The organism is Bradyrhizobium sp. sBnM-33, assembly GCF_032917945.1.
Classification (GTDB): Bacteria; Pseudomonadota; Alphaproteobacteria; order Rhizobiales; family Xanthobacteraceae; genus Bradyrhizobium.
Genome location: NZ_CP136624.1, coordinates 458774 through 476386, shown reverse-complemented (window position 1 = coordinate 476386; position 17613 = coordinate 458774). Strand labels below are relative to the sequence as shown.

Sequence of the window (17613 nt, the reverse complement as noted above, 5' to 3'; positions counted from 1 at the left end):
GGTGCGTCTTATTTGGACAGTTTGAGCTTCTCGGCCATCCGCACCAGGTCGGCGACAGTTCGAACGCCAAGTTTCTCCATCATCCGGCTGCGGTGAACCTTGATGGTCTTTTCGACCGTACCCAGCTCGCCGGCAATCTGCTTGTTGAGCCGCCCCGCCACGACATGCGTAAGCACCTCGCGTTCACGTGGGGTCAAGGTCCTTACCTTCGCTCGCATCACGTCCAGTTCGGAACGAAGTCGACGCAACTCGGCGTCCATGGCTTCAGCGCGGGATAGCGCTTCAAACAAATCCTGGTCCTTTACCGGCTTGGTCAGGAAATCGATCGCCCCGGCTTTCATGGCACGTACGCTGGTGGGAATGTCGCCTTTGCCGGTGACGAACACGATGGGACGATGCGAGCCACTGGCGGTGGTCAACACATCCTGAATCTCCAGACCATCAAGATCTGGCATCGAAACATCGAGTACGGCGCATCCGGGAATCGCCTCGTCATGCTCTTCGAGGAATACCTGCGGCGAAGAATAGGGCTTGACGTCATAACCCTTGGCGCGGAGCAGTCGCGACAACGCCTTGAGGACTCCGGGGTCATCGTCAACGAGATAAACCGTGAACTTGTCGGTCATGCAGAACTGAATGCAGGTTGCTGGGCGGGCAACGAAAATCCAGCAACAGCGCCACCGCCCTCGCCGTTGACCAGGGTCAGCTTTCCCTGATGCGCCTTTATGATCGTCGAACAAAGAGCCAGACCCAGGCCAAGGCCATGGGCCTTGGTGGTGTAGAACGGCTCGAACAGCCGGCCATTTTCCTTGGGGCAGATGCCGTGCCCCCGATCCTTCACGAGCACGTCTATCATTCCGGCTTTCGCCTCTCGGGTCGAGATCAGGATGGACCGCTGGGTTGTTGGGGTCGAGGCCATGGCGTCCATCGCATTCATGATGAGGTTAAGCAGAACTTGCTGCAACTGAACAGAATCACCCCGCGTCAGGAACACGTTGTCTTGCAGATTAAGTTTGACGCTGATGTCGCGGCCGATCAGCTCGCTGTGCACTAAGCTGATTGTTGATCTGACAAGGTCATTTATGTTGATGCTTTCCACCTTCCTCTCGCCCTTCTTAAGAAGGCTACGGAGACGGTGGATAACCTCGCCAGCCCGGTTATCCTCATGCACGATGTCCTCAAGGGCGCCGCGAATCTCCGCTAGATCGGGAGCATTCTGCCTGAGGAGATGGAGGGCTGCCTGCGCATTTGACAGGATCGCAGTGAGGGGTTGGTTGACCTCGTGCGCAATCGAGCCGGAAAGTTCGCCGAGCGCGGACACCCGCATCAGGTGCTCAATTTCCACACGTTGTAGTGCGGTCTCAGCCTCGGCCGATTTCTGGTCGGTGATGTCGACGAAAATGCCCCCTAGTTGCCTTGGCTCGCCGTTGCTCTCCGTATAGGACCGGGCGCGCATGCGGATCCAACGGGTCTCACCGCTTGGCAAGGCAATTCGCACGTCGCTGGCCGTGGACCGCTCCGTCCTGAAGGAATTCCGAAGCGAACGGCTTGCGGTTTCGAGATCATCCGGATGAACAGTGGCAAGGAATGCCTCGCGGGTGAGAGGTGCATCACTCGGCAGCCCGAACAGCGCCCTGCCATGTTCGGTAACCCACAATTCATCGGTATCCCGGTCAAACTTCCAGAGTCCGATGTTTGCTGCAGCGGCGGCAAAGGTCATCCGTTCCTCGCTCTCCTTAAGGAGTTCCTCGGCGCGCTGTCTCCTGCGCCGCTGAATCAGCAAGGCGCCCAGAATTGTCGATTGCAAGCCGAGGACAGAGAGTGCCGCAAGAACGGTGCCCCGATACTGACCCCAGATCGTCGGCTCTTTGAACAGAACAACGGTGTCGGGCGGGAGGTCTTTCTCTTTTAGATTCCAGCGTTGCATTGCCCGGTAATTGACGCGGTAGTGCTGCGCGGGATTGGTTCGGGGCGCGAGCGTGGCCGGATCCGCGCCCTCCATGATTTCGATCGCCATTTCAGCCGCTGCAACGCCGACCGACTCGAACGTCTCAACAAAGCCGCCGACGGCACCCCTGCCGACAAATGTATCGTAAGGGCCGTAAACCGGTGCCGCTGACAACGCGGACAGATCAGCCGCGACCTGCGCAGGGACGAAGGTCTTGCCTTCGCCGTCGGCAAAAACCGTCAGAAGGATCACGATCGCATCGTTGGGCACCTTCGACAGTTCAGCGACGAGTTCTGAGTATGGAAGCTCGAACAGGAATGTCGTCTCGAATTTGCCGCCGCGCTCCTCGATCATCTTGCGAGCCACCGGTTGCCAGCGGCGATCGGTCTCGCCGCTTCCGGCGATTACAAACAATTTGCTTGCATCCGGCTGGAGCCGCTCCGCGAGCGAAAGCGTCTTCGCCAGATCGAACGCAGTGATGATCCCGGTCATCTTCGGTGGCAATCGCATGGCAGCATACGTCTGTGGCGAGATGGATGCAAAGACGACCGGGACATCGGGAAGCAGGTCTCGGTGCTTGACGACAAATGGCAACGCATTGCTGCCGAGCGTGATCACCAGATCCGGCGGATGCTTCCCGTACTTGTCGCGAATAAACGTCGCCGTTCGCAGCGAATGGGCCTCGTCAGTATTTCGACCCAGATCGAGAAACTCCGCATCGATCTCGACTGATTTCGAGTGCTCGACCAGCCGCTTGCGAGCGGCCTCCGCGATCACGCTGGTGGCAGGAAAAGAGTAGTTGAAGGCGTGAAGCATAAGAACGCGCGCACGCTCCCCAGCGCGGGCCTCCCCCGCGAGCAAAAAAAGGAGTCCGATGCTCCACACGACAATGCGCGTCCTAATCATACTGAAGAAGGCCGCCACTCAAAACGTTACAATTGTAAATTCACAAACTGTGAAATCTGCCCGCACGGCTCAACGTTGCCGCCATGCAACCTTAGCACGTTTTTGGGGTCGTATCCTCCCCCGGACGTCCAGGATTCGTGAGTAGAATCAAGGGGAATTTTTTCGCGCGACGGAACAACCGGCGGATGTCGCCTCAGTGCAATTCATGCGCGCAAGCGCCGCAAGGCCCGCCCAGTGGCGCCGGCAGGCTCGCTCCGATGTTGGACCACGGTCCAATAGCCTGTGACGGGGCTCCTGCGTAGCTTGCCCTCCGGATCACAATTTTGGCGATCGAGCGGGAGGCAGCGCGCGAGATGACAACGCTTTTCCCTGCAAGCACATTCAAAGCTGACGTCACGGTCGGTGCTTCGCAGACCGACGCGATGATCCGGATACCCGGCGGCACTTTCCGCATGGGATCGGACAAGCATTATCCCGAAGAAGCCCCGGCGCACGAAGTTACCGTTGACGGATTCTGGATCGATCGCACGCCTGTGACCAACCGGCAGTTCAAAGAATTTGTTCGCGCGACGGGATACGTCACCTTCGCCGAGATCCCGCCCAATCCGAAAGATTATCCTGGCGCTCTGCCGCACATGCTATTTGCGGGCTCGCTGGTGTTCACGCCGCCCAAGCATCCAATCGATCTGCGCGACTGGTCTCAGTGGTGGTGCTTCACCAAGGATGCGAACTGGCGCCGTCCCTATGGGCGTAAGAGCAACATCAACGCGCTCGACGATCATCCTGTCGTGCACATCTGCCACGCCGATGCGGCGGCCTATGCGAAATGGGCGGGCAAGGAATTGGCGACAGAAGCCGAATGGGAGTTTGCCGCGCGCGGCGGACTCGACGGCGCGGAATATGCCTGGGGCGATCAACTCACGCCTGATGGACGCCAAATGGCCAACACGTGGCAGGGGAATTTCCCGAACCAGAACCTGAACGAGGACGGTTTTCTTCGCACGTCGCCGGTGACGGCGTTTCCGCCGAACGGCTACGGCGTCTACGACATGATCGGCAACGTCTGGGAATGGACGAGCGACTGGTATTCGCCGAAGCACGAAGCGGATGCGCCGAAAGCGTGCTGCATTCCCGAGAACCCTCGCGGCGGGCGGGAGGCCGGCAGCTACGACCCATCGCAGCCGCAGATCAGAATTCCGCGCAAGGTGGTTAAAGGCGGCTCGCATCTCTGCGCGCCCAATTATTGCCGTCGCTATCGCCCGGCAGCGCGGCATGCGCAGCCGGTTGATACATCGATGAGTCACGTTGGCTTCAGGTGCATCACCAGGGAAAGGAAGCGAGCATGAGTACCAACTCCTCTCATGAGAACGACAACAAAGAGCAACGCCCTCGCGCTGCTGTGAGTCGTCGCGCAATGCTCTTGGCGGGAACATCGGCGCTCGCGACTGCCGGCCTGATCTCGGCTGGGCAGGTTTCGCCAGCGCAGGCCCAGCAACCAACACCTGCCGCGCCTCGTGGCCAGCGGCCCAACATCCTCGTCATCTTCGGTGATGACATCGGACTTTGGAATATCAGCGCCTACAACCGGGGCATGATGGGCTACCGCACGCCGAATATAGACCGCATCGCAAAGGAAGGCGCGATTTTCACTGACCATTACGCGCAGCAGTCCTGCACCGCGGGGCGCGCCGCATTCATCACCGGTCAATCCTGCTTCCGGACTGGCCTTCTCAAGGTCGGATTGCCTGGCGCCAAGGAGGGACTGTCTGAAAAGGATCCGACGCTTGCGGATTTGCTCAAGCCGCTGGGATACGCGACCGGTCAATTCGGCAAAAATCATCTCGGCGACCGCAACGAGCACCTGCCGACCGTTCATGGATTCGACGAATTCTTTGGCAACCTCTACCACCTCAACGCCGAGGAGGAGCCGGAGAACCCCGACTACCCCAAGAACCCCGAGTTCAAAGCCAGGTTCGGCCCGCGCGGCGTATTGAAATGCAAGGCAAGCGATCGGGACGACCCCACGGAGGACCCGCGGTTCGGCCGCGTCGGCAAGCAGACGATCGAAGACACAGGCCCACTCAACAGGAAACGTATGGAGACAGTGGATGGCGAGTTTCTTGAGGCATCGCTCGACTTCATCGACCGGCAGCACCGAGCCAACAAGCCGTTCTTCTGCTGGTTCAACGCGACGCGAATGCACATCTACACCCACCTCAAACCGGAATCGAAGGGCAAGACCGGACTCGGTATCGTCGCGGATGGCATGACCGAATTCGACGGCATGGTGGGCCAGCTTATGAAAAAGCTGGATGATCTAGGCATTGCCGACAACACCATCGTCGTTTGGACGACCGACAACGGCGCTGAGGTGTTCTCCTGGCCGGACGGCGGCACTACACCGTTCAAAGGCGAGAAGAACACGAACTGGGAAGGCGGTTACCGCGTACCATGCATGATGCGCTGGCCCGGCGTCATCAAGCCCGGGACCGAGATCAACCACATCACCTCGCATGAAGATTTCGTGCCGACACTCGTCGCCGCCGCCGGCGAACCGAATGTAACGGAAAAGCTGCTGACGGGATACCAGTCCGGAGGCAAGACCTTCAAAGTGCATCTGGACGGCTACAACCAACGCGATGTGCTGGCAGGAGCCGGCCCTGGCAAACGTCAGGAATTTTTCTACTGGACCGATGACGGCAACCTCGCCGGCCTTCGTTACGACCGCTGGAAGCTCGTGTTCATGGAACAGCGCGTCGAGGGGCTTAGCGTTTGGGAGAACCCGCTAATTACACTTCGTTTCCCCAAGCTCTTCGACCTCCGCGCCGACCCCTTCGAGCGGGCTCAGGTCGACGCCGGAGAATATTCCAAGTGGCGTGTCGAGCGTGCCTTCATGCTTGTGCCGGCGCAGGCTTACGTAGCCGCACACCTGAAAACCTACCAGGAATACCCGCCGCGTCAGAAGCCCGGCAGCTTCGCACTTAATGAGGTTCTGGCGAAACTGCAGGAGGGCCCCACCGCCAAGAATTAGGGTCACGCTGAATGAAACGCTGAATTTGTCCTGCCGTCCGGTGAAGGCACTAAACTGCCGATGCCGACGGGCAACTGACGGGATCCGACTGGAGAGGACAGCGCTGTCATGGCGCCGTCCCCGTTAACCTATGGAGAGTGATATGAGGCCGATTCGCTTTCCCCTCATCGATCGCCGATTCCTGCTCGCTTCGCTCGCAACTCTCCCGCTCCTTTCCGCATCGTATCGCTTCGCGTCCGCGCAGACGCCATCCGATCCGCTGCCGTCCTGGAACGAAGGTGCGACCAAGGCTTCAATCCTCAACTTCGTCGCGCGCGTCACGACGCAAGGCGGGCCTGAGTTCGTACCGGTCGATCGGCGCATCGCGACCTTCGACAATGACGGCACGCTTTGGGTCGAGCAGCCGATGTACGTGCAACTGGCCTTTGTACTCGACCGTGTGAAGGCCATGGCGCCGACGCATCCGGAATGGAAGACCAAGCAGCCATTCGCTGCGGTGCTGGATGGCGACCTGAAGGCACTGGCGGCCTCCGGTGAAAAGGGATTGGTAGAACTGGTGGCGGTCACCCATGCCGGTATGACCACGGTAGAGTTCGAGAAGATCACCTCCGACTGGCTTGCGAGCACGCGTGATCACCGCTTCAAGCGGCCCTATACCGAGTTAGTCTACCAGCCGATGCTGGAACTGCTCACCTATCTCCGGGCCAGCGGCTTCAAAACCTTCATCACATCAGGCGGCGGTATCGAGTTCATGCGGCCGTGGACCGAGCGGATCTACGGAATACCTCCAGAGCAGGTCGTCGGATCGTCGATCAAGACTCGATTCGAGATGCGCGATGGTACGCCCGTATTGTTCAGGCTGCCGCAGATCAATTTCATCGACGACAAGGCCGGCAAGCCAGTCGGTATCAACGAGTACATCGGCCGCCGTCCGATCGCGGCCTTCGGCAATTCCGACGGCGATCTCGAAATGCTGCAATGGACGACGCTCGGCGCTAGTGGCGCGCGGTTCGGCTTGATTGTCCACCACACCGATGCGGAGCGTGAATATGCCTACGATCGACACTCGCATTTCGGCGAGCTCGACGTAGCGCTGGACGCGGCGGCGGTGAACAAATGGACCGTGGTCGACATGAAGAAGGACTGGAAGCGGATCTTTGCCTTCGAATAAGGCGGCACAACAGAGTGCAAAATTTGCGCCGGAGTCCGAAATCGGCGGCGCAGACACGACGGTAGCGCAAGTGTTGGATTGATAACGATGTCCTCTTGTCCAGCTTTACTGGACTGACCGCTGCATCGCGGAAATTGCCATCAGCAAACGATGGCGCGGTAAGGTAGCTTTCGGTCCAAAGGGCAATACAATCAAGGATGAGCTGATTATTCCGGCAGTCCGGCTTTGCGTAGGGCATCCTCCCATTGTGCGAGGATCTCCGGCTGCTTATGCGGCAGACGGTACCCGATGCTATGGAGGCGTAGACCCGGATCGAGGTCCAGCACACGACGCATCGCGCCACGTGCCGCTTCCATATTCCCATCCATGGCACTTGCTGCTGCTGCCACAAGGCAGGCAATAAAATTCTTCGGCTGTTCGAGCATCGCCGTCCTGGCCACCGAAGACGCCTCGCTAAAACGTCCAGCTGCAAAATGGGCCGAGGCAATAGCGGCCATCATCCCAGACCGTTGCGGATCGACGGGGCTTAGGCGAATGGCTCGTTCTAAGTGTTTGACAGCAAGGTCCTGTTGACCGAGAAAAGACCTAATCCAGCCGCTTAGATGCCAGGCCATAGCGAGATTCGGATTTAAGACTTGGGCGCGATCGATCAGCGATGCTGCACGTTCAAAATCTGAGAAAATAAAACCGATTGCGAGGCCGCTAGCGGCCAATGCAACGGCATCGTCATCTCCGCATTGCACAGCCCGCTCCGCGACGCGCTCTGCTTCCCCAGTTTCTGATGATCCTTCTTCGGTCCAGCCGTTCATCTTGCGTCGAGCATAGCACCATGAGGCCATCCCATATGAGGAAGAGAAGTTCTCATCCAGTTCAATCGCTTTGTGAAATAGGCGAAGTGCCTCGCTGATGTCCTCCCTTCCCGCCTTATGAAAGTTGGACATGCCTCTCAGGTAGTAGTCGTAGGCATCGAGACTTTCCGTCGGCTTGCGCATTGCCCGAACAATCTCTGCATGCTCAAGCTTGGGTGCAATAGCTCCAACCACTCTCAATGTAATGTCGTCTTGAAGATCAAAGATGTCTTCCAATGCACCGTCAAATCGGTCTGCCCAAAGATGCGCCCCCGTCGAGGCGTCGATGAGCTGCCCCGTAACGCGCACTCGATCCACGATCTTGCGCACACTACCCTCAAGCACGTAGCGGACCCCGAGTTCACGCCCCACTCGCTTCACGTCTACAGCTTGGCCCTTATAGGTAAAGCTCGAATTCCGCGCGATGACAAAGAGCGCGTGGTAACGCGATAGCGCCGTGATGATGTCTTCCACGGTACCGTCGGCGAAATACTCTTGTTCTGGGTCGCTACTCATATTCTGAAATGGCAGCACAGCTATTGAGGGTTTTTGCGGTAGCGCCAGCGGCTGGGCTGCCTCCGCTGAACGGCCGCCCGACAAGTACGCGGATGAATCCGCGCCTACGCTTAATCGCCAAGCGCGCATCGGCTCCGCTATATTCTTCAAGTTTTGCGGCCCCATATCTTCAAAGGGGCTATCGAGCTTCCCGCGAATTTGACGTTGCGCGTCGTCAGAGATGCAGATACCGCCAGGCGCTGCAATTCCTTCAAGCCGCGCCGCAATGTTAACGCCATCACCGAAGATGTCATTGTCGTCGAAAATGATGTCCCCGACGTGAATACCAATGCGGAACTGGATCCTGAGGTTGGACGGGACACCCGCGTTTTGATCTGACACGCTGCGCTGTACCTCTACCGCGCAACGCGCCGCATCGACAGCGCTGGCGAACTCCACCAGCATGCCATCGCCGGTAGTCTTTACGATGCGACCTCGATGCGCTGCGATTGTGGGATCGATAAGCGTCTTTCGGAACGCCTTTAGCTGGGAAAGCGTGCCTTCCTCGTCTCGGCCCATTAATAGGCTGTAGCCGGCGATATCCGCCGCCAACACTGCTGCTAATCGCCGTTCTACCCGCTCGCTGGTCAAAACACAGCCTCCAAATCCGAGGGTTTCGGCAGAGGGATCAAAGCACAGCGGTCGATCCGCCACCAGTGGACCAAGGGGCACAGTCCAACGGGTCCGAAATGGCTAAGGAGCACCGCCCGATCGGTCGAACGGAGTAAGCTTCTAATCGTCTGAAAGCGGACGCGACAAGACGCGGCCAAGGTCTGCATTGGGGTTTGTTTCGAAGGCGAACAGCACCCTTTCCCTGTCCGCTCTACCTGCAACAGCGAAGATCGAAACCGGCCGCCAAGTCCGCTTGATGCCAAGGCACGTGGTCCGACGCGAATAGCGGAGCGATCGATGGCTATTGACCTAAGGGGCAATTTACCAACCCAAAGTCTCGGTCAACATTGCCCTGACCTCGCCCTGCCCACCCTTCTTCATCGCTGGATGGCGCCGGCGAAGCAGGATCACGAACGCGGCAGATGGGTATTGGAGGCTCCCATGAACAAACGCATGTGGCTTGGCTCGATGGCCTCCCTCGTGGCCTTGACGGTGGCGAGCGGTTCAACTGCCGCACAGCAGCCTAAGATGCCCAACATTGTTGTCATGCTGGCGGACGACTTGGGTTACGGCGAGTTGGGCGTCTATGGCGGCGGATCTTTCGCGCTGCAGCCACTCCGCGCATTGACGCCCTCGCCGGCGGAGGAATCCGCTTGCACAACTTCAATTTCGAGGCGCAATGCACGCTAGGCTGAATTCAGATTGCCAGCTTTAGAGAAGCCTGTAACCAAACAACCACAGATTTTAGACGTCGATTCTGATCTGCTTGGCTTGGTGTTGGCGCGTTCTTGGGGAGAGAAAAAATGAAAATCGCTTCCTCGAATATTTGCCGGACGGCATTTGCCGCTGCAGCGACGTTGGCGCTTCTTTCTCAGACATCCCGGGCGGACGAGAACGGCATATCTCTTTGGCTTCCCGGCCAATTCGGAAGCCTGGCTGCCGCCCCGGCGGTTCCGGGATGGTCGCTCGGCGTGGTCGGTTATCACACCAGCGTGGACGCGTCCGGCAACGTTGCGGCGGCACGCCAGATCCAGATAGGCCAGGTGCCAGCGACGGCAAACGTCAATCTCAACGCCACTCTGGATGCCCGTGGCGATCTGTTGTTTATTTCACCAACATACACCTTCGCGACGCCCGTGCTCGGCGGCCAGCTTGCCGTCGGCGTAATTGGCGTTGTAGGCAACCTTGACACCAGCATCGCCGGTACGCTGACCGCACAGGTCGGTCCTATTGTCGCGACACGCAGTGGAGTCCTGTCGGACGCTGACCGGCGTCGGTGATCTCTATCCGATGGTGACGCTGAAATGGAATCAAGGCGTCCACAATTACATGGTCTACGGCTACGGCGACATCCCGGTCGGAGCCTACGACTCCAGACGCCTATCCAACATCGGCATCGGGCATGGCGGCATCGATGGCGGCGCCGGATATACCTACCTCAACCCGACGACGGGTATCGAGTTTTCCGGCGTCGCCGGCTTCACCTACAACTTCAAGAACCCGACCACACAATATCAAAGTGGCATCGACTTCCATTTCGACTGGGGTGCGTCGCACTTTCTGTCCAAACAACTCTTCGTCGGCATGGTTGGATATGCCTACCAGCAGATCACTGATGATTTTGGCGCACCACCATTCCTCGGCGGATTCAGGTCGCGCGTTTTCGGCATTGGCCCCCAACTCGGCTATCTATTCCCGATTGGAGACAAACAGGGATATTTGAACTTCAAGGGTTACAAGGAATTTGCCGCAGAAAACCGACCCGAAGGATGGAACGTCTGGTTGACCTTCGCCATCTCGAATGCCGCGCCGGCATCAACGGTTACGCCGACGAGGCATTCGATTACGAAGTAAAGCCTTGAAACCGGTTGATGTAGCCTTGGGTCAGTTCCACACTCGGCGCGCTCAAAGCGGATGTCTGCTCTACCAAATGAACTGACGTCGGCAGACAGGTCCGTCGGTTTTGAAACCTAAATTTGATCCGACACAGCGTTGCGCCAGATCAGGCTTGCTGGGATCAGGCCTGTGTGCCTGCAATCAGAGCTACAATCCGACTTGTGCAATCAGACTCGTACAATCAGATTTGGCCCTGTCTCTGGGTGGTCATCACGATGCGAACCAGGTCGGCGGCATTCCGCGCGCCGAGTTTCTTCATGATATTGGCGCGGTGGTCCTCAATCGTGCGCGGGCTGATCCCGAGATGCCGCCCCGCTTCCTTGTTGGAAGCGCCGGCGGTGAACTGCTCCAGCACCTCGCGTTCGCGCCGCGTGAGCGGCTCGCGTCCCGGAAAATGCAGGGCCGCGATGCGCGACGGCGCATTCTGCGCCTGCCGGCGAGCATAGGCCTCGATCGCCTCGTCGAGTCTTGCCACGAGTTCGCTGCCGCGAAACGGCTTTTCGATGAAATCCAGTGCGCCGCTCTTGATGGCGCTAACCGCCATGGCGATATCACCCTGCCCCGAGATCATGAAGATCGGTGCAGGGTAGTCCTCACCATGAAGCTCTTTCAGAATATCGAGGCCGGATTTACCGGGGATATGCACGTCGAGCAGGATGCAGGCTGGCGTCCGTGTTCGAGCAATCGCCAGCAGCGCGGCGCCGTCGGCGAAACAGATGACCTGATAGCCGGCTGCCGACAGCACCATCGAAAGCGTCTCGCGAACGGCAGGGTCGTCATCGACTACAAAAATCTCCCCGCGGGAGGGGGCTTTTTCAGTCATGTTCCATCGTCCATGCGTGGTTGAATGTGACGCACACTCGGATAACGGTATTCAACACCATACCGGACCGTATTTGTACGGGACCGCGGCTTAACGCACAAGTAGCAACGCACGCCTAAAAAGTAACTAACGAGTGCGCTTATGCAAAACGCAGCAGGCGATCGCGTCAGACAGGCACCCATCGACCCGAATGACGCCTACCACGCCGTGGTTTCGGACCTCGTCAGCTTGGTCGAGCACGTCCAGAACAGCCTGCGGCTGATTGAACAAATGATTGCCAAGGAAGTTTTGCCCGGCGCTCCCGAGAGTTCCACCAGCGTCATCGTGCTTGATGACGTATCTCCCTGCTACACAAAGGCCGCGGCCGCGGTGCAGACCTGCGACTTCAATATTGGCATTGCCCTGCGCTCCCTGCTGGATTCCGGCAATGATGATCCATACGCCGCCAGCCTGCCGGCGCTTTCGCTCGTAGAGGCGTGAGACCGACACGGCGCCGTCCTGCTGGAGCGTACGATGTTCCCTCGCCGCAAATTTTCTTCGGGACTTTCTCGCGCCGTTAACCACCTGCTGCGGTTGCTGCCTGGCGTCCGGCATACCACGCCTGCGCCGCCGGACCTGGACGCAGCCACTACGATCGAGAAGCTGGATGCGGCACTGAACAATATGAGCCACGGCCTTTGCATGTTCGGGCCGGACAATCGCCTGCTGCTATGGAACGATCGCTACGTCAAAATGTACAGACCGGCGCCCGACCGCTTGCGCGTCGGATGCACGCTCGACGAAATGCTCGAGGCCCGCAAGGCGGCGGGCACCGCCTATCGCGACCTCGGACAATACGGATCGAAATTGCTGAAGGCGATGACCACGCGCAGTCCCGACCTGGCCGCGCGATCGGCCTCAGTGCATTGCGTCTTCGGCCTTTGACGACGCGCCTGACTTTTTCTTGCCGTGCTTGCCTCTCAGGAAGCGGATGTCCATTTCCGTGCCGTTGACGCGAACGAGCTCGCACCGGCGATAGGCGAGGCCGGTCGAAGACAAGAGCAGAAAGAACTCCTTGAGATTGAGGCCCTGAATGGAACCTTCCACGGTCAGCAGGGCGTCGGTATCCGAGATCGCGTTGAGCTGGCAGTCCCTGCGCCAGGTCCCGTCGATTGCCATGATGCAGACATCATAGCCCCTGCTGAACGTGACCCGATCTGCGCTCTTGCCTTCCTCCGCCATCGCTCACCGTCCTGCCATCGCCGCGATTTTTGGCATAAAGGGCCCGCCTTGCGCAGATGCCGCCCGCGCTCCGCTAGGCCGATAAAGACCCCGCTTGTCCGGGAACGGCCTGAACACATCCGTCAGGCCGACGACGGTTTCCGCCGCCCCCAGCACCAGGAAGCCATCGCCTTCCATTGCCTTGGCGAGGCGGCCAAAGATATTGATCTTGGTGTCCTGATCGAAATAGATCAGGACGTTGCGGCAGAAGATGACGTCGAAGGTGCCGAGCTGGGAGAAATCGTGCAGCAGATTAAGCTGGCGATGCTGCACCATGCCGCGCAGCTCCGGGCTGATCTGCCACAGTTCGCCGTTCTGCTTGAAATATTTGACGAGTAGCTGAATCGGAAGGCCGCGCTGCACCTCGAACTGGCTGTAGACGCCCGACTTCGATTTTTCGAGCACCTCCTGCGACAGGTCAGTCGCGATGATCTCGATCCGCCAGCCGGCAAGCTCCGCGCCCGTCTCCTTCAGCGACATGGCAAGCGAATACGGCTCCTGACCGGTCGAGCCGGCGGCACACCATATCCTGATGCTCCTGCGGCCGGCGCGCGCCTTCAAAAGCTCCGGCATGATCGTATCGCGGAAGTGTTCGAACGGCACCTTGTCGCGGAAGAAGAAGGTCTCGTTGGTGGTCATGGCTTCGACCACCTGAGCGATGATCGATGACGATCCGCCCTTCATTTTCTGCACGAGTTCGCCGATCCCGGAGACACCGCATTTGCGCGACAGCGGAAGCAGCCGGCTTTCGATCAGGTATTGCTTGTCTGCGGACAGGTCGAGACCGGAATGATCCTTCAGGAGCTTACGCAAATACTCATAGTCTGGCGGGGTCACGGGAGCCTCTCAAGGGCAAGCGATAAGATTTAGATCGGGCTCTGTTCCGGGAGCGCGACCAGGCCGACTTCCTGGAATTTTGCCGCGACGATCTCCTTGTCGAACGGCTTCATGATGTATTCGTTGGCACCCGCATGCAGCGCGCGCGAGATATGATCCATGCCGTTCTCGGTGGTGCAGAAAACCACCTTGGGCGCGTCGCCGCCGGGCAGTCTGCGCAAATGGCCGAGGAATTCGTAGCCGTCCATGACGGGCATATTCCAGTCGAGCAGAACTGCCGTGGGCATGGCATTCTTGCAGGCCTCAAGCGCCTGCTCGCCGTCCTCCGCTTCGGTAATCTGGAAATCCAATTCTTCGAGAATACGGCGGGCGATCTTTCGCACGACGTTGGAGTCATCGACGACAAGACATGTTTTCATTTTTGGCCTCCTTGCTTGATGGGCGGCGCTACGCTGCGAGGGCTGCTTTCGGCACGATTTCGAGAACGCGATCGACGTCGAGGACGACCATGAGCTGGCCGTCGAGGCGGTGCACACCGCCGGCGAGCTTGGCGAAGCGGGAATCCAGGTTGACCGGGTTTTCCTCGCGGCCATTGTCGGGTAGCCGCAGCACCTCGCCGATCTGGTCGATCAGGAGGCCATAGGACTCGCCGCGCAAATCGACGCCGACCGCCATCGGCGGCTTGCCGTCGTCGTTCTTCGGCAAGCCGAGCCTGGCGCGCATATCGACCACGGTGACGATACGGCCGCGCAGATTGAGCACGCCGGCAATCTCGGCCGACGACAGCGGCACCCGGGTCAGCCGTTCCGGCATGAACACGTCCTGCACCCGCGAGATCGGCAGGCCGAACAATTGCCCGCCGATCACGGCGGTGACGTACTCGGCGACGGTGCCCTCGATGGTCTCGGTCTTCGTTGTCATGGTCTAACTTCCTTATGCCCCGGCCAAGCTTGCTTACGCCGCGCGCCGGGTCTCGGCGGTCTGTTCCTTCAGCGCCGCGATCAGCCCGGGGCGGTCGAACTTGGCGACGTAGTCGTGGAAGCCGGCCTGCCGCCCGCGCTCGATCGCCGCCGGCGACACCAGCGAGGACAGCGCGATGATCGGCAACTGGCCCAGATTGTTGTCGGCGCGGATCGTCTCGGCGAATTCGAAGCCGTTCATGTCGGGCATCTCGATGTCGGTCAGCACCACGTCGAAGCTCTGGCCCGAGCGCAGCGCCGACAGCCCCTCCTGCGCGTTGACGGCGACCCGCACCTTGTAGCCGGCGGCTTTCAGGACCGGCGCCAGCATGTTGCGGAAGAAGGCGGAGTCATCGACCAGCAGCACCGATTGCGCCATCGACGAGGCCCGCATCTCCTTGCGCGAGAACCAGTCGGCAAACGCCATCGGCAGGAAGTGGCCGACGTCGATCACCTCGGTGGCCTGGCCCTTGATCACGGCGGAGCCCAGAATGCCATCCTGCTGGCCGGCGACCTCGATGTGCAGCCGCTCCTCGACGATGTCGATGATCTCGTCGACCACGAGCCCCATCGAGCGGCCGTCGTCGGCGAACACCAGGATCGGCTGCGCGCCTGAGGTCTGCACGGTGACGCCGGCCATCTGCACCAAGGGCATCAGCTGCTCGCGGTACTGCACCATGTAGCGGCCGTTGCTGAGCTCGATCTTGTCGGTGGCGATCTCCTCCAGCCGGGTGACGAGGCCGAGCGGCACCGCCTTGGGCTGCGAGGAGCCGGCGCGGAACACCAGCAGCGAGGTGAGCTGTTCGCTGCCGAAGCCATGCGCCGCCGACGCCTCATCGGCCATCTCATGGGCCGAGGAGCCGGAGGCGCCGAGCGCCTTGGCAATGCCGTTGGGGTCGATGATCATGATCACGGCGCCATCGCCCAAGATGGTGTTGCCGGAGAACATGTCGATGTGCCGCAGCTTGGTCGACATCGGCTTGACCACGATTTCTTCGGTGTGGAACACGCCGTCGACCACGATGCCGAAGGTCTGGCTGCCGACCTGGGTGACCACGATGAAGCCGTTCTCGGGGTCGCTGGACGAACCGTCGTCGATCTTCAACAGCTTCTTCAAGTGCATCAGCGGCAGCAGCTTGTTGCGCAGCCGCAGCACCGCGGTGTCCTTGATGCGCTCGATGCGGTGTTCGGAGTTGGCGCGGGCGCGCACCAATTCGACCACCGAGAGTTGCGGGATCGCAAAGCGGTCGCCGGCGGCTTCCACGATCAGGGCCGAGACGATCGCCAAGGTCAGCGGGATCTTGATAGTGACGGAAGAACCTTCGCCGGCCACGCTCTTGATGTCGATGGTGCCGCCGATCTGGTCGATATTGGTGCGCACCACGTCCATGCCGACGCCGCGGCCGGACACCGAGGTGACGGTGGCGGCGGTGGAAAAGCCCGGCGCGAAGATGAACTTGTGAACTTGCGCTTCGGTCATCTTCTCCAGTTCGGCCTCGGTGACGAGGCCGTTCTGCAGTGCTTTCGCCTTGATCCGCTCGGTGTTCAGCCCGCGGCCGTTATCGGCGATGCAGATGATGATGTGGCCGCCCTCGTGGTAGGCCGACAGCCGGATCGTGCCCTGCTCGCCCTTGCCGGCCGCCAGCCGCTCGGCCGGCGTCTCCAGGCCGTGGTCGGCGGAGTTGCGCACCATGTGGGTCAGGGGATCCTTGATCAGATCGAGCACCTGGCGGTCGAGCTCGGTGTCGGCGCCGTGCATCTCGAGTTCGATCTGCTTGCCGAGTTCGCCGGAGAGGTCGCGCACGATGCGCGGCAGCTTCTGCCAGGCATTGCCGATCGGCTGCATCCGCGTCTTCATGACGCCTTCCTGCAGCTCGGCGGTGACGTTGGAGAGCCGCTGCAGCGGCACCTTGAACTCGGTGTCCTCGTTGCGGCGGGAGATTTCCAGGAGCTGGTTGCGGGTCAAGACCAGCTCGGAGACCATGGTCATCAAATGTTCGAGGGTGTCGACGTTGACGCGGATCGACTGGTTGGCGATCTTGTCGGCTTCTTGGACGTCGACCTCGATCGCGGCGGCGCGCTTGGCCGGCTTGGCCTTGGCGTCCTTCGCAGTTTCCTTCGCAGCTTCCTTGGCTTCCGGCGCCGCCTTGGCGACCGGCGCCGGCGCGAGTTCGGTCGCGGTCTCGCGGAAGGCGCGCTCGAGGTCGTCGAGCGAGACTTCGCCCGGACGCAACGGGCGTTCCAGCACCTGCTCGACCAGCGTGCCCGAAGTGACCGGGGGCTTCGCCCGCGGTGCCGCCACGACGGGCGCCGGCGCGGGTTCAGGCTGCGCCTCGGTGTGGGCCTGATGGCCGCCTTCGGCCATCGCATGCAGCTTCTCGATCAGGTCTTCGTCGGTGCCCTCGGGCTCGGTCTCGGTGGCTTCGAGACCGGCGAGGATTTCCTTGATGCGGTCGATGCTCGACAGGATCAGCGTCACGGCTTCGGCCTTGACCGGCATGCCGTCGCGGAATTTGCCCATCAGGGTCTCGCCGGCATGGGCGAGCGCTTCCAGCCGCGGCAGGCCTAAGAAGCCGCAGGTGCCCTTGATGGTGTGGACCAGGCGGAAGATGTTATCGAGGATCTTCGCGTCGCTCGGATCCTGTTCGAACCGCACCAACTGATTGTCGACCGTATCCAGGCTCTCGCTGGTCTCGGTCAGGAACTCCCGCAACAGGTCATCCATGCGAGCACGCCTTTTTAAAATTCAGATACTGGTCTTCTCCAA

General features: G+C 60.1%; 15 protein-coding genes and 1 pseudogene. 7 read left to right on the top strand and 9 right to left on the bottom strand.

The window, feature by feature from the left end; all coding sequences use genetic code 11:
* Positions 1 to 8: 8 nt before the first annotated feature.
* Positions 9 to 626 carry a response regulator transcription factor gene (locus RX328_RS02325; RefSeq protein WP_213252694.1) on the bottom strand — a complete coding sequence of 206 codons (618 nt, stop codon included), beginning with the start codon at positions 624 to 626 and terminating at the stop codon, positions 9 to 11.
* Positions 623 to 2764: an ABC transporter substrate binding protein gene (locus tag RX328_RS02320; protein WP_213252696.1), complete on the bottom strand. Its 2142-nt coding sequence runs from the start codon at positions 2762 to 2764 to the stop codon at positions 623 to 625. Before RX328_RS02320 ends, RX328_RS02325 begins: the two co-directional genes overlap by 4 nt.
* A 512-nt stretch (positions 2765 to 3276) precedes the next feature.
* Between RX328_RS02320 and RX328_RS02315 the strand changes: the two genes are divergently transcribed.
* From RX328_RS02315 to RX328_RS02305, 3 genes are all read left to right on the top strand, one after another.
* A complete protein-coding gene (locus tag RX328_RS02315; RefSeq protein ID WP_213252739.1) occupies positions 3277 to 4200 on the top strand; it encodes a formylglycine-generating enzyme family protein in 924 nt (307 codons plus the stop codon).
* Positions 4197 to 5885, top strand: coding sequence for an arylsulfatase (locus RX328_RS02310; RefSeq protein ID WP_213252738.1), 1689 nt, complete (start codon positions 4197 to 4199; stop codon positions 5883 to 5885). The genes RX328_RS02315 and RX328_RS02310 overlap by 4 nt, the downstream gene beginning before the upstream one ends.
* Before the next feature lie 142 nt (positions 5886 to 6027).
* A complete protein-coding gene (locus RX328_RS02305; protein ID WP_213252698.1) occupies positions 6028 to 7056 on the top strand; it encodes an HAD family hydrolase in 1029 nt (342 codons plus the stop codon).
* Positions 7057 to 7262: 206 nt separating this feature from the next.
* Here RX328_RS02305 and RX328_RS02300 read toward each other — a convergent pair whose 3' ends face one another.
* Entirely contained in the window at positions 7263 to 9050 is a 1788-nt protein-coding gene (locus RX328_RS02300; RefSeq protein ID WP_249726585.1) for an adenylate/guanylate cyclase domain-containing protein, read from the bottom strand.
* Positions 9051 to 9368: 318 nt separating this feature from the next.
* Here RX328_RS02300 and RX328_RS02295 point away from each other — a divergent pair, with 318 nt between their 5' ends.
* Entirely contained in the window at positions 9369 to 9761 is a 393-nt protein-coding gene (locus RX328_RS02295; protein ID WP_213252700.1) for a hypothetical protein, read from the top strand.
* A 113-nt stretch (positions 9762 to 9874) separates the two neighbouring features.
* Positions 9875 to 10925, top strand: a pseudogene (locus RX328_RS02290) (transporter).
* A gap of 223 nt (positions 10926 to 11148) precedes the next feature.
* Here RX328_RS02290 and RX328_RS02285 read toward each other — a convergent pair.
* Positions 11149 to 11790, bottom strand: coding sequence for a response regulator transcription factor (locus RX328_RS02285; RefSeq protein ID WP_213252702.1), 642 nt, complete (start codon positions 11788 to 11790; stop codon positions 11149 to 11151).
* A gap of 141 nt (positions 11791 to 11931) precedes the next feature.
* Here RX328_RS02285 and RX328_RS02280 point away from each other — a divergent pair, with 141 nt between their 5' ends.
* The gene (locus RX328_RS02280; RefSeq protein ID WP_213252704.1) at positions 11932 to 12270 is read left to right on the top strand and encodes a hypothetical protein; all 339 of its coding nucleotides are present in this window, start codon (positions 11932 to 11934) and stop codon (positions 12268 to 12270) included.
* Between the two features lie 33 nt (positions 12271 to 12303).
* Entirely contained in the window at positions 12304 to 12714 is a 411-nt protein-coding gene (locus tag RX328_RS02275) for a PAS-domain containing protein (RefSeq protein ID WP_213252706.1), read from the top strand.
* Here the strand turns inward: RX328_RS02275 and RX328_RS02270 are convergent.
* Genes RX328_RS02270 through RX328_RS02250 form a run of 5 tightly spaced genes read right to left on the bottom strand, consistent with a single transcriptional unit; the run spans position 12688 to position 17571 of the window.
* Positions 12688 to 13011 (bottom strand): PilZ domain-containing protein, encoded by a 324-nt coding sequence (locus tag RX328_RS02270; protein WP_213252708.1) that lies wholly within the window; start codon positions 13009 to 13011, stop codon positions 12688 to 12690. The two genes, RX328_RS02275 and RX328_RS02270, sit on opposite strands and share 27 nt — an antisense overlap.
* Before the next feature lie 3 nt (positions 13012 to 13014).
* A complete protein-coding gene (locus tag RX328_RS02265; protein WP_213252709.1) occupies positions 13015 to 13887 on the bottom strand; it encodes a CheR family methyltransferase in 873 nt (290 codons plus the stop codon).
* Between the two features lie 29 nt (positions 13888 to 13916).
* Entirely contained in the window at positions 13917 to 14306 is a 390-nt protein-coding gene (locus RX328_RS02260; RefSeq protein WP_213252710.1) for a PleD family two-component system response regulator, read from the bottom strand.
* Positions 14307 to 14334: 28 nt separating this feature from the next.
* Positions 14335 to 14808 carry a chemotaxis protein CheW gene (locus tag RX328_RS02255; RefSeq protein WP_213252711.1) on the bottom strand — a complete coding sequence of 158 codons (474 nt, stop codon included), beginning with the start codon at positions 14806 to 14808 and terminating at the stop codon, positions 14335 to 14337.
* Positions 14809 to 14841: 33 nt separating this feature from the next.
* A complete protein-coding gene (locus RX328_RS02250; protein ID WP_317258611.1) occupies positions 14842 to 17571 on the bottom strand; it encodes a hybrid sensor histidine kinase/response regulator in 2730 nt (909 codons plus the stop codon).
* Positions 17572 to 17613 lie beyond the last annotated feature (42 nt).

Bases quoted from the DNA above. Each gene is read 5' to 3' on its own strand.
- RX328_RS02325 (WP_213252694.1), bottom strand. From the start codon at position 626: ATGACCGACAAGTTCACGGTTTATCTCGTTGACGATGACCCCGGAGTC.
- RX328_RS02320 (WP_213252696.1), bottom strand. From the start codon at position 2,764: ATGCTTCACGCCTTCAACTACTCTTTTCCTGCCACCAGCGTGATCGCG.
- RX328_RS02315 (WP_213252739.1), top strand. From the start codon at position 3,277: ATGATCCGGATACCCGGCGGCACTTTCCGCATGGGATCGGACAAGCAT.
- RX328_RS02310 (WP_213252738.1), top strand. From the start codon at position 4,197: ATGAGTACCAACTCCTCTCATGAGAACGACAACAAAGAGCAACGCCCT.
- RX328_RS02305 (WP_213252698.1), top strand. From the start codon at position 6,028: ATGAGGCCGATTCGCTTTCCCCTCATCGATCGCCGATTCCTGCTCGCT.
- RX328_RS02295 (WP_213252700.1), top strand. From the start codon at position 9,369: ATGGCTATTGACCTAAGGGGCAATTTACCAACCCAAAGTCTCGGTCAA.
- RX328_RS02285 (WP_213252702.1), bottom strand. From the start codon at position 11,790: ATGACTGAAAAAGCCCCCTCCCGCGGGGAGATTTTTGTAGTCGATGAC.
- RX328_RS02280 (WP_213252704.1), top strand. From the start codon at position 11,932: ATGCAAAACGCAGCAGGCGATCGCGTCAGACAGGCACCCATCGACCCG.
- RX328_RS02275 (WP_213252706.1), top strand. From the start codon at position 12,304: ATGTTCCCTCGCCGCAAATTTTCTTCGGGACTTTCTCGCGCCGTTAAC.
- RX328_RS02270 (WP_213252708.1), bottom strand. From the start codon at position 13,011: ATGGCGGAGGAAGGCAAGAGCGCAGATCGGGTCACGTTCAGCAGGGGC.
- RX328_RS02260 (WP_213252710.1), bottom strand. From the start codon at position 14,306: ATGAAAACATGTCTTGTCGTCGATGACTCCAACGTCGTGCGAAAGATC.
- RX328_RS02255 (WP_213252711.1), bottom strand. From the start codon at position 14,808: ATGACAACGAAGACCGAGACCATCGAGGGCACCGTCGCCGAGTACGTC.
- RX328_RS02250 (WP_317258611.1), bottom strand. From the start codon at position 17,571: ATGGATGACCTGTTGCGGGAGTTCCTGACCGAGACCAGCGAGAGCCTG.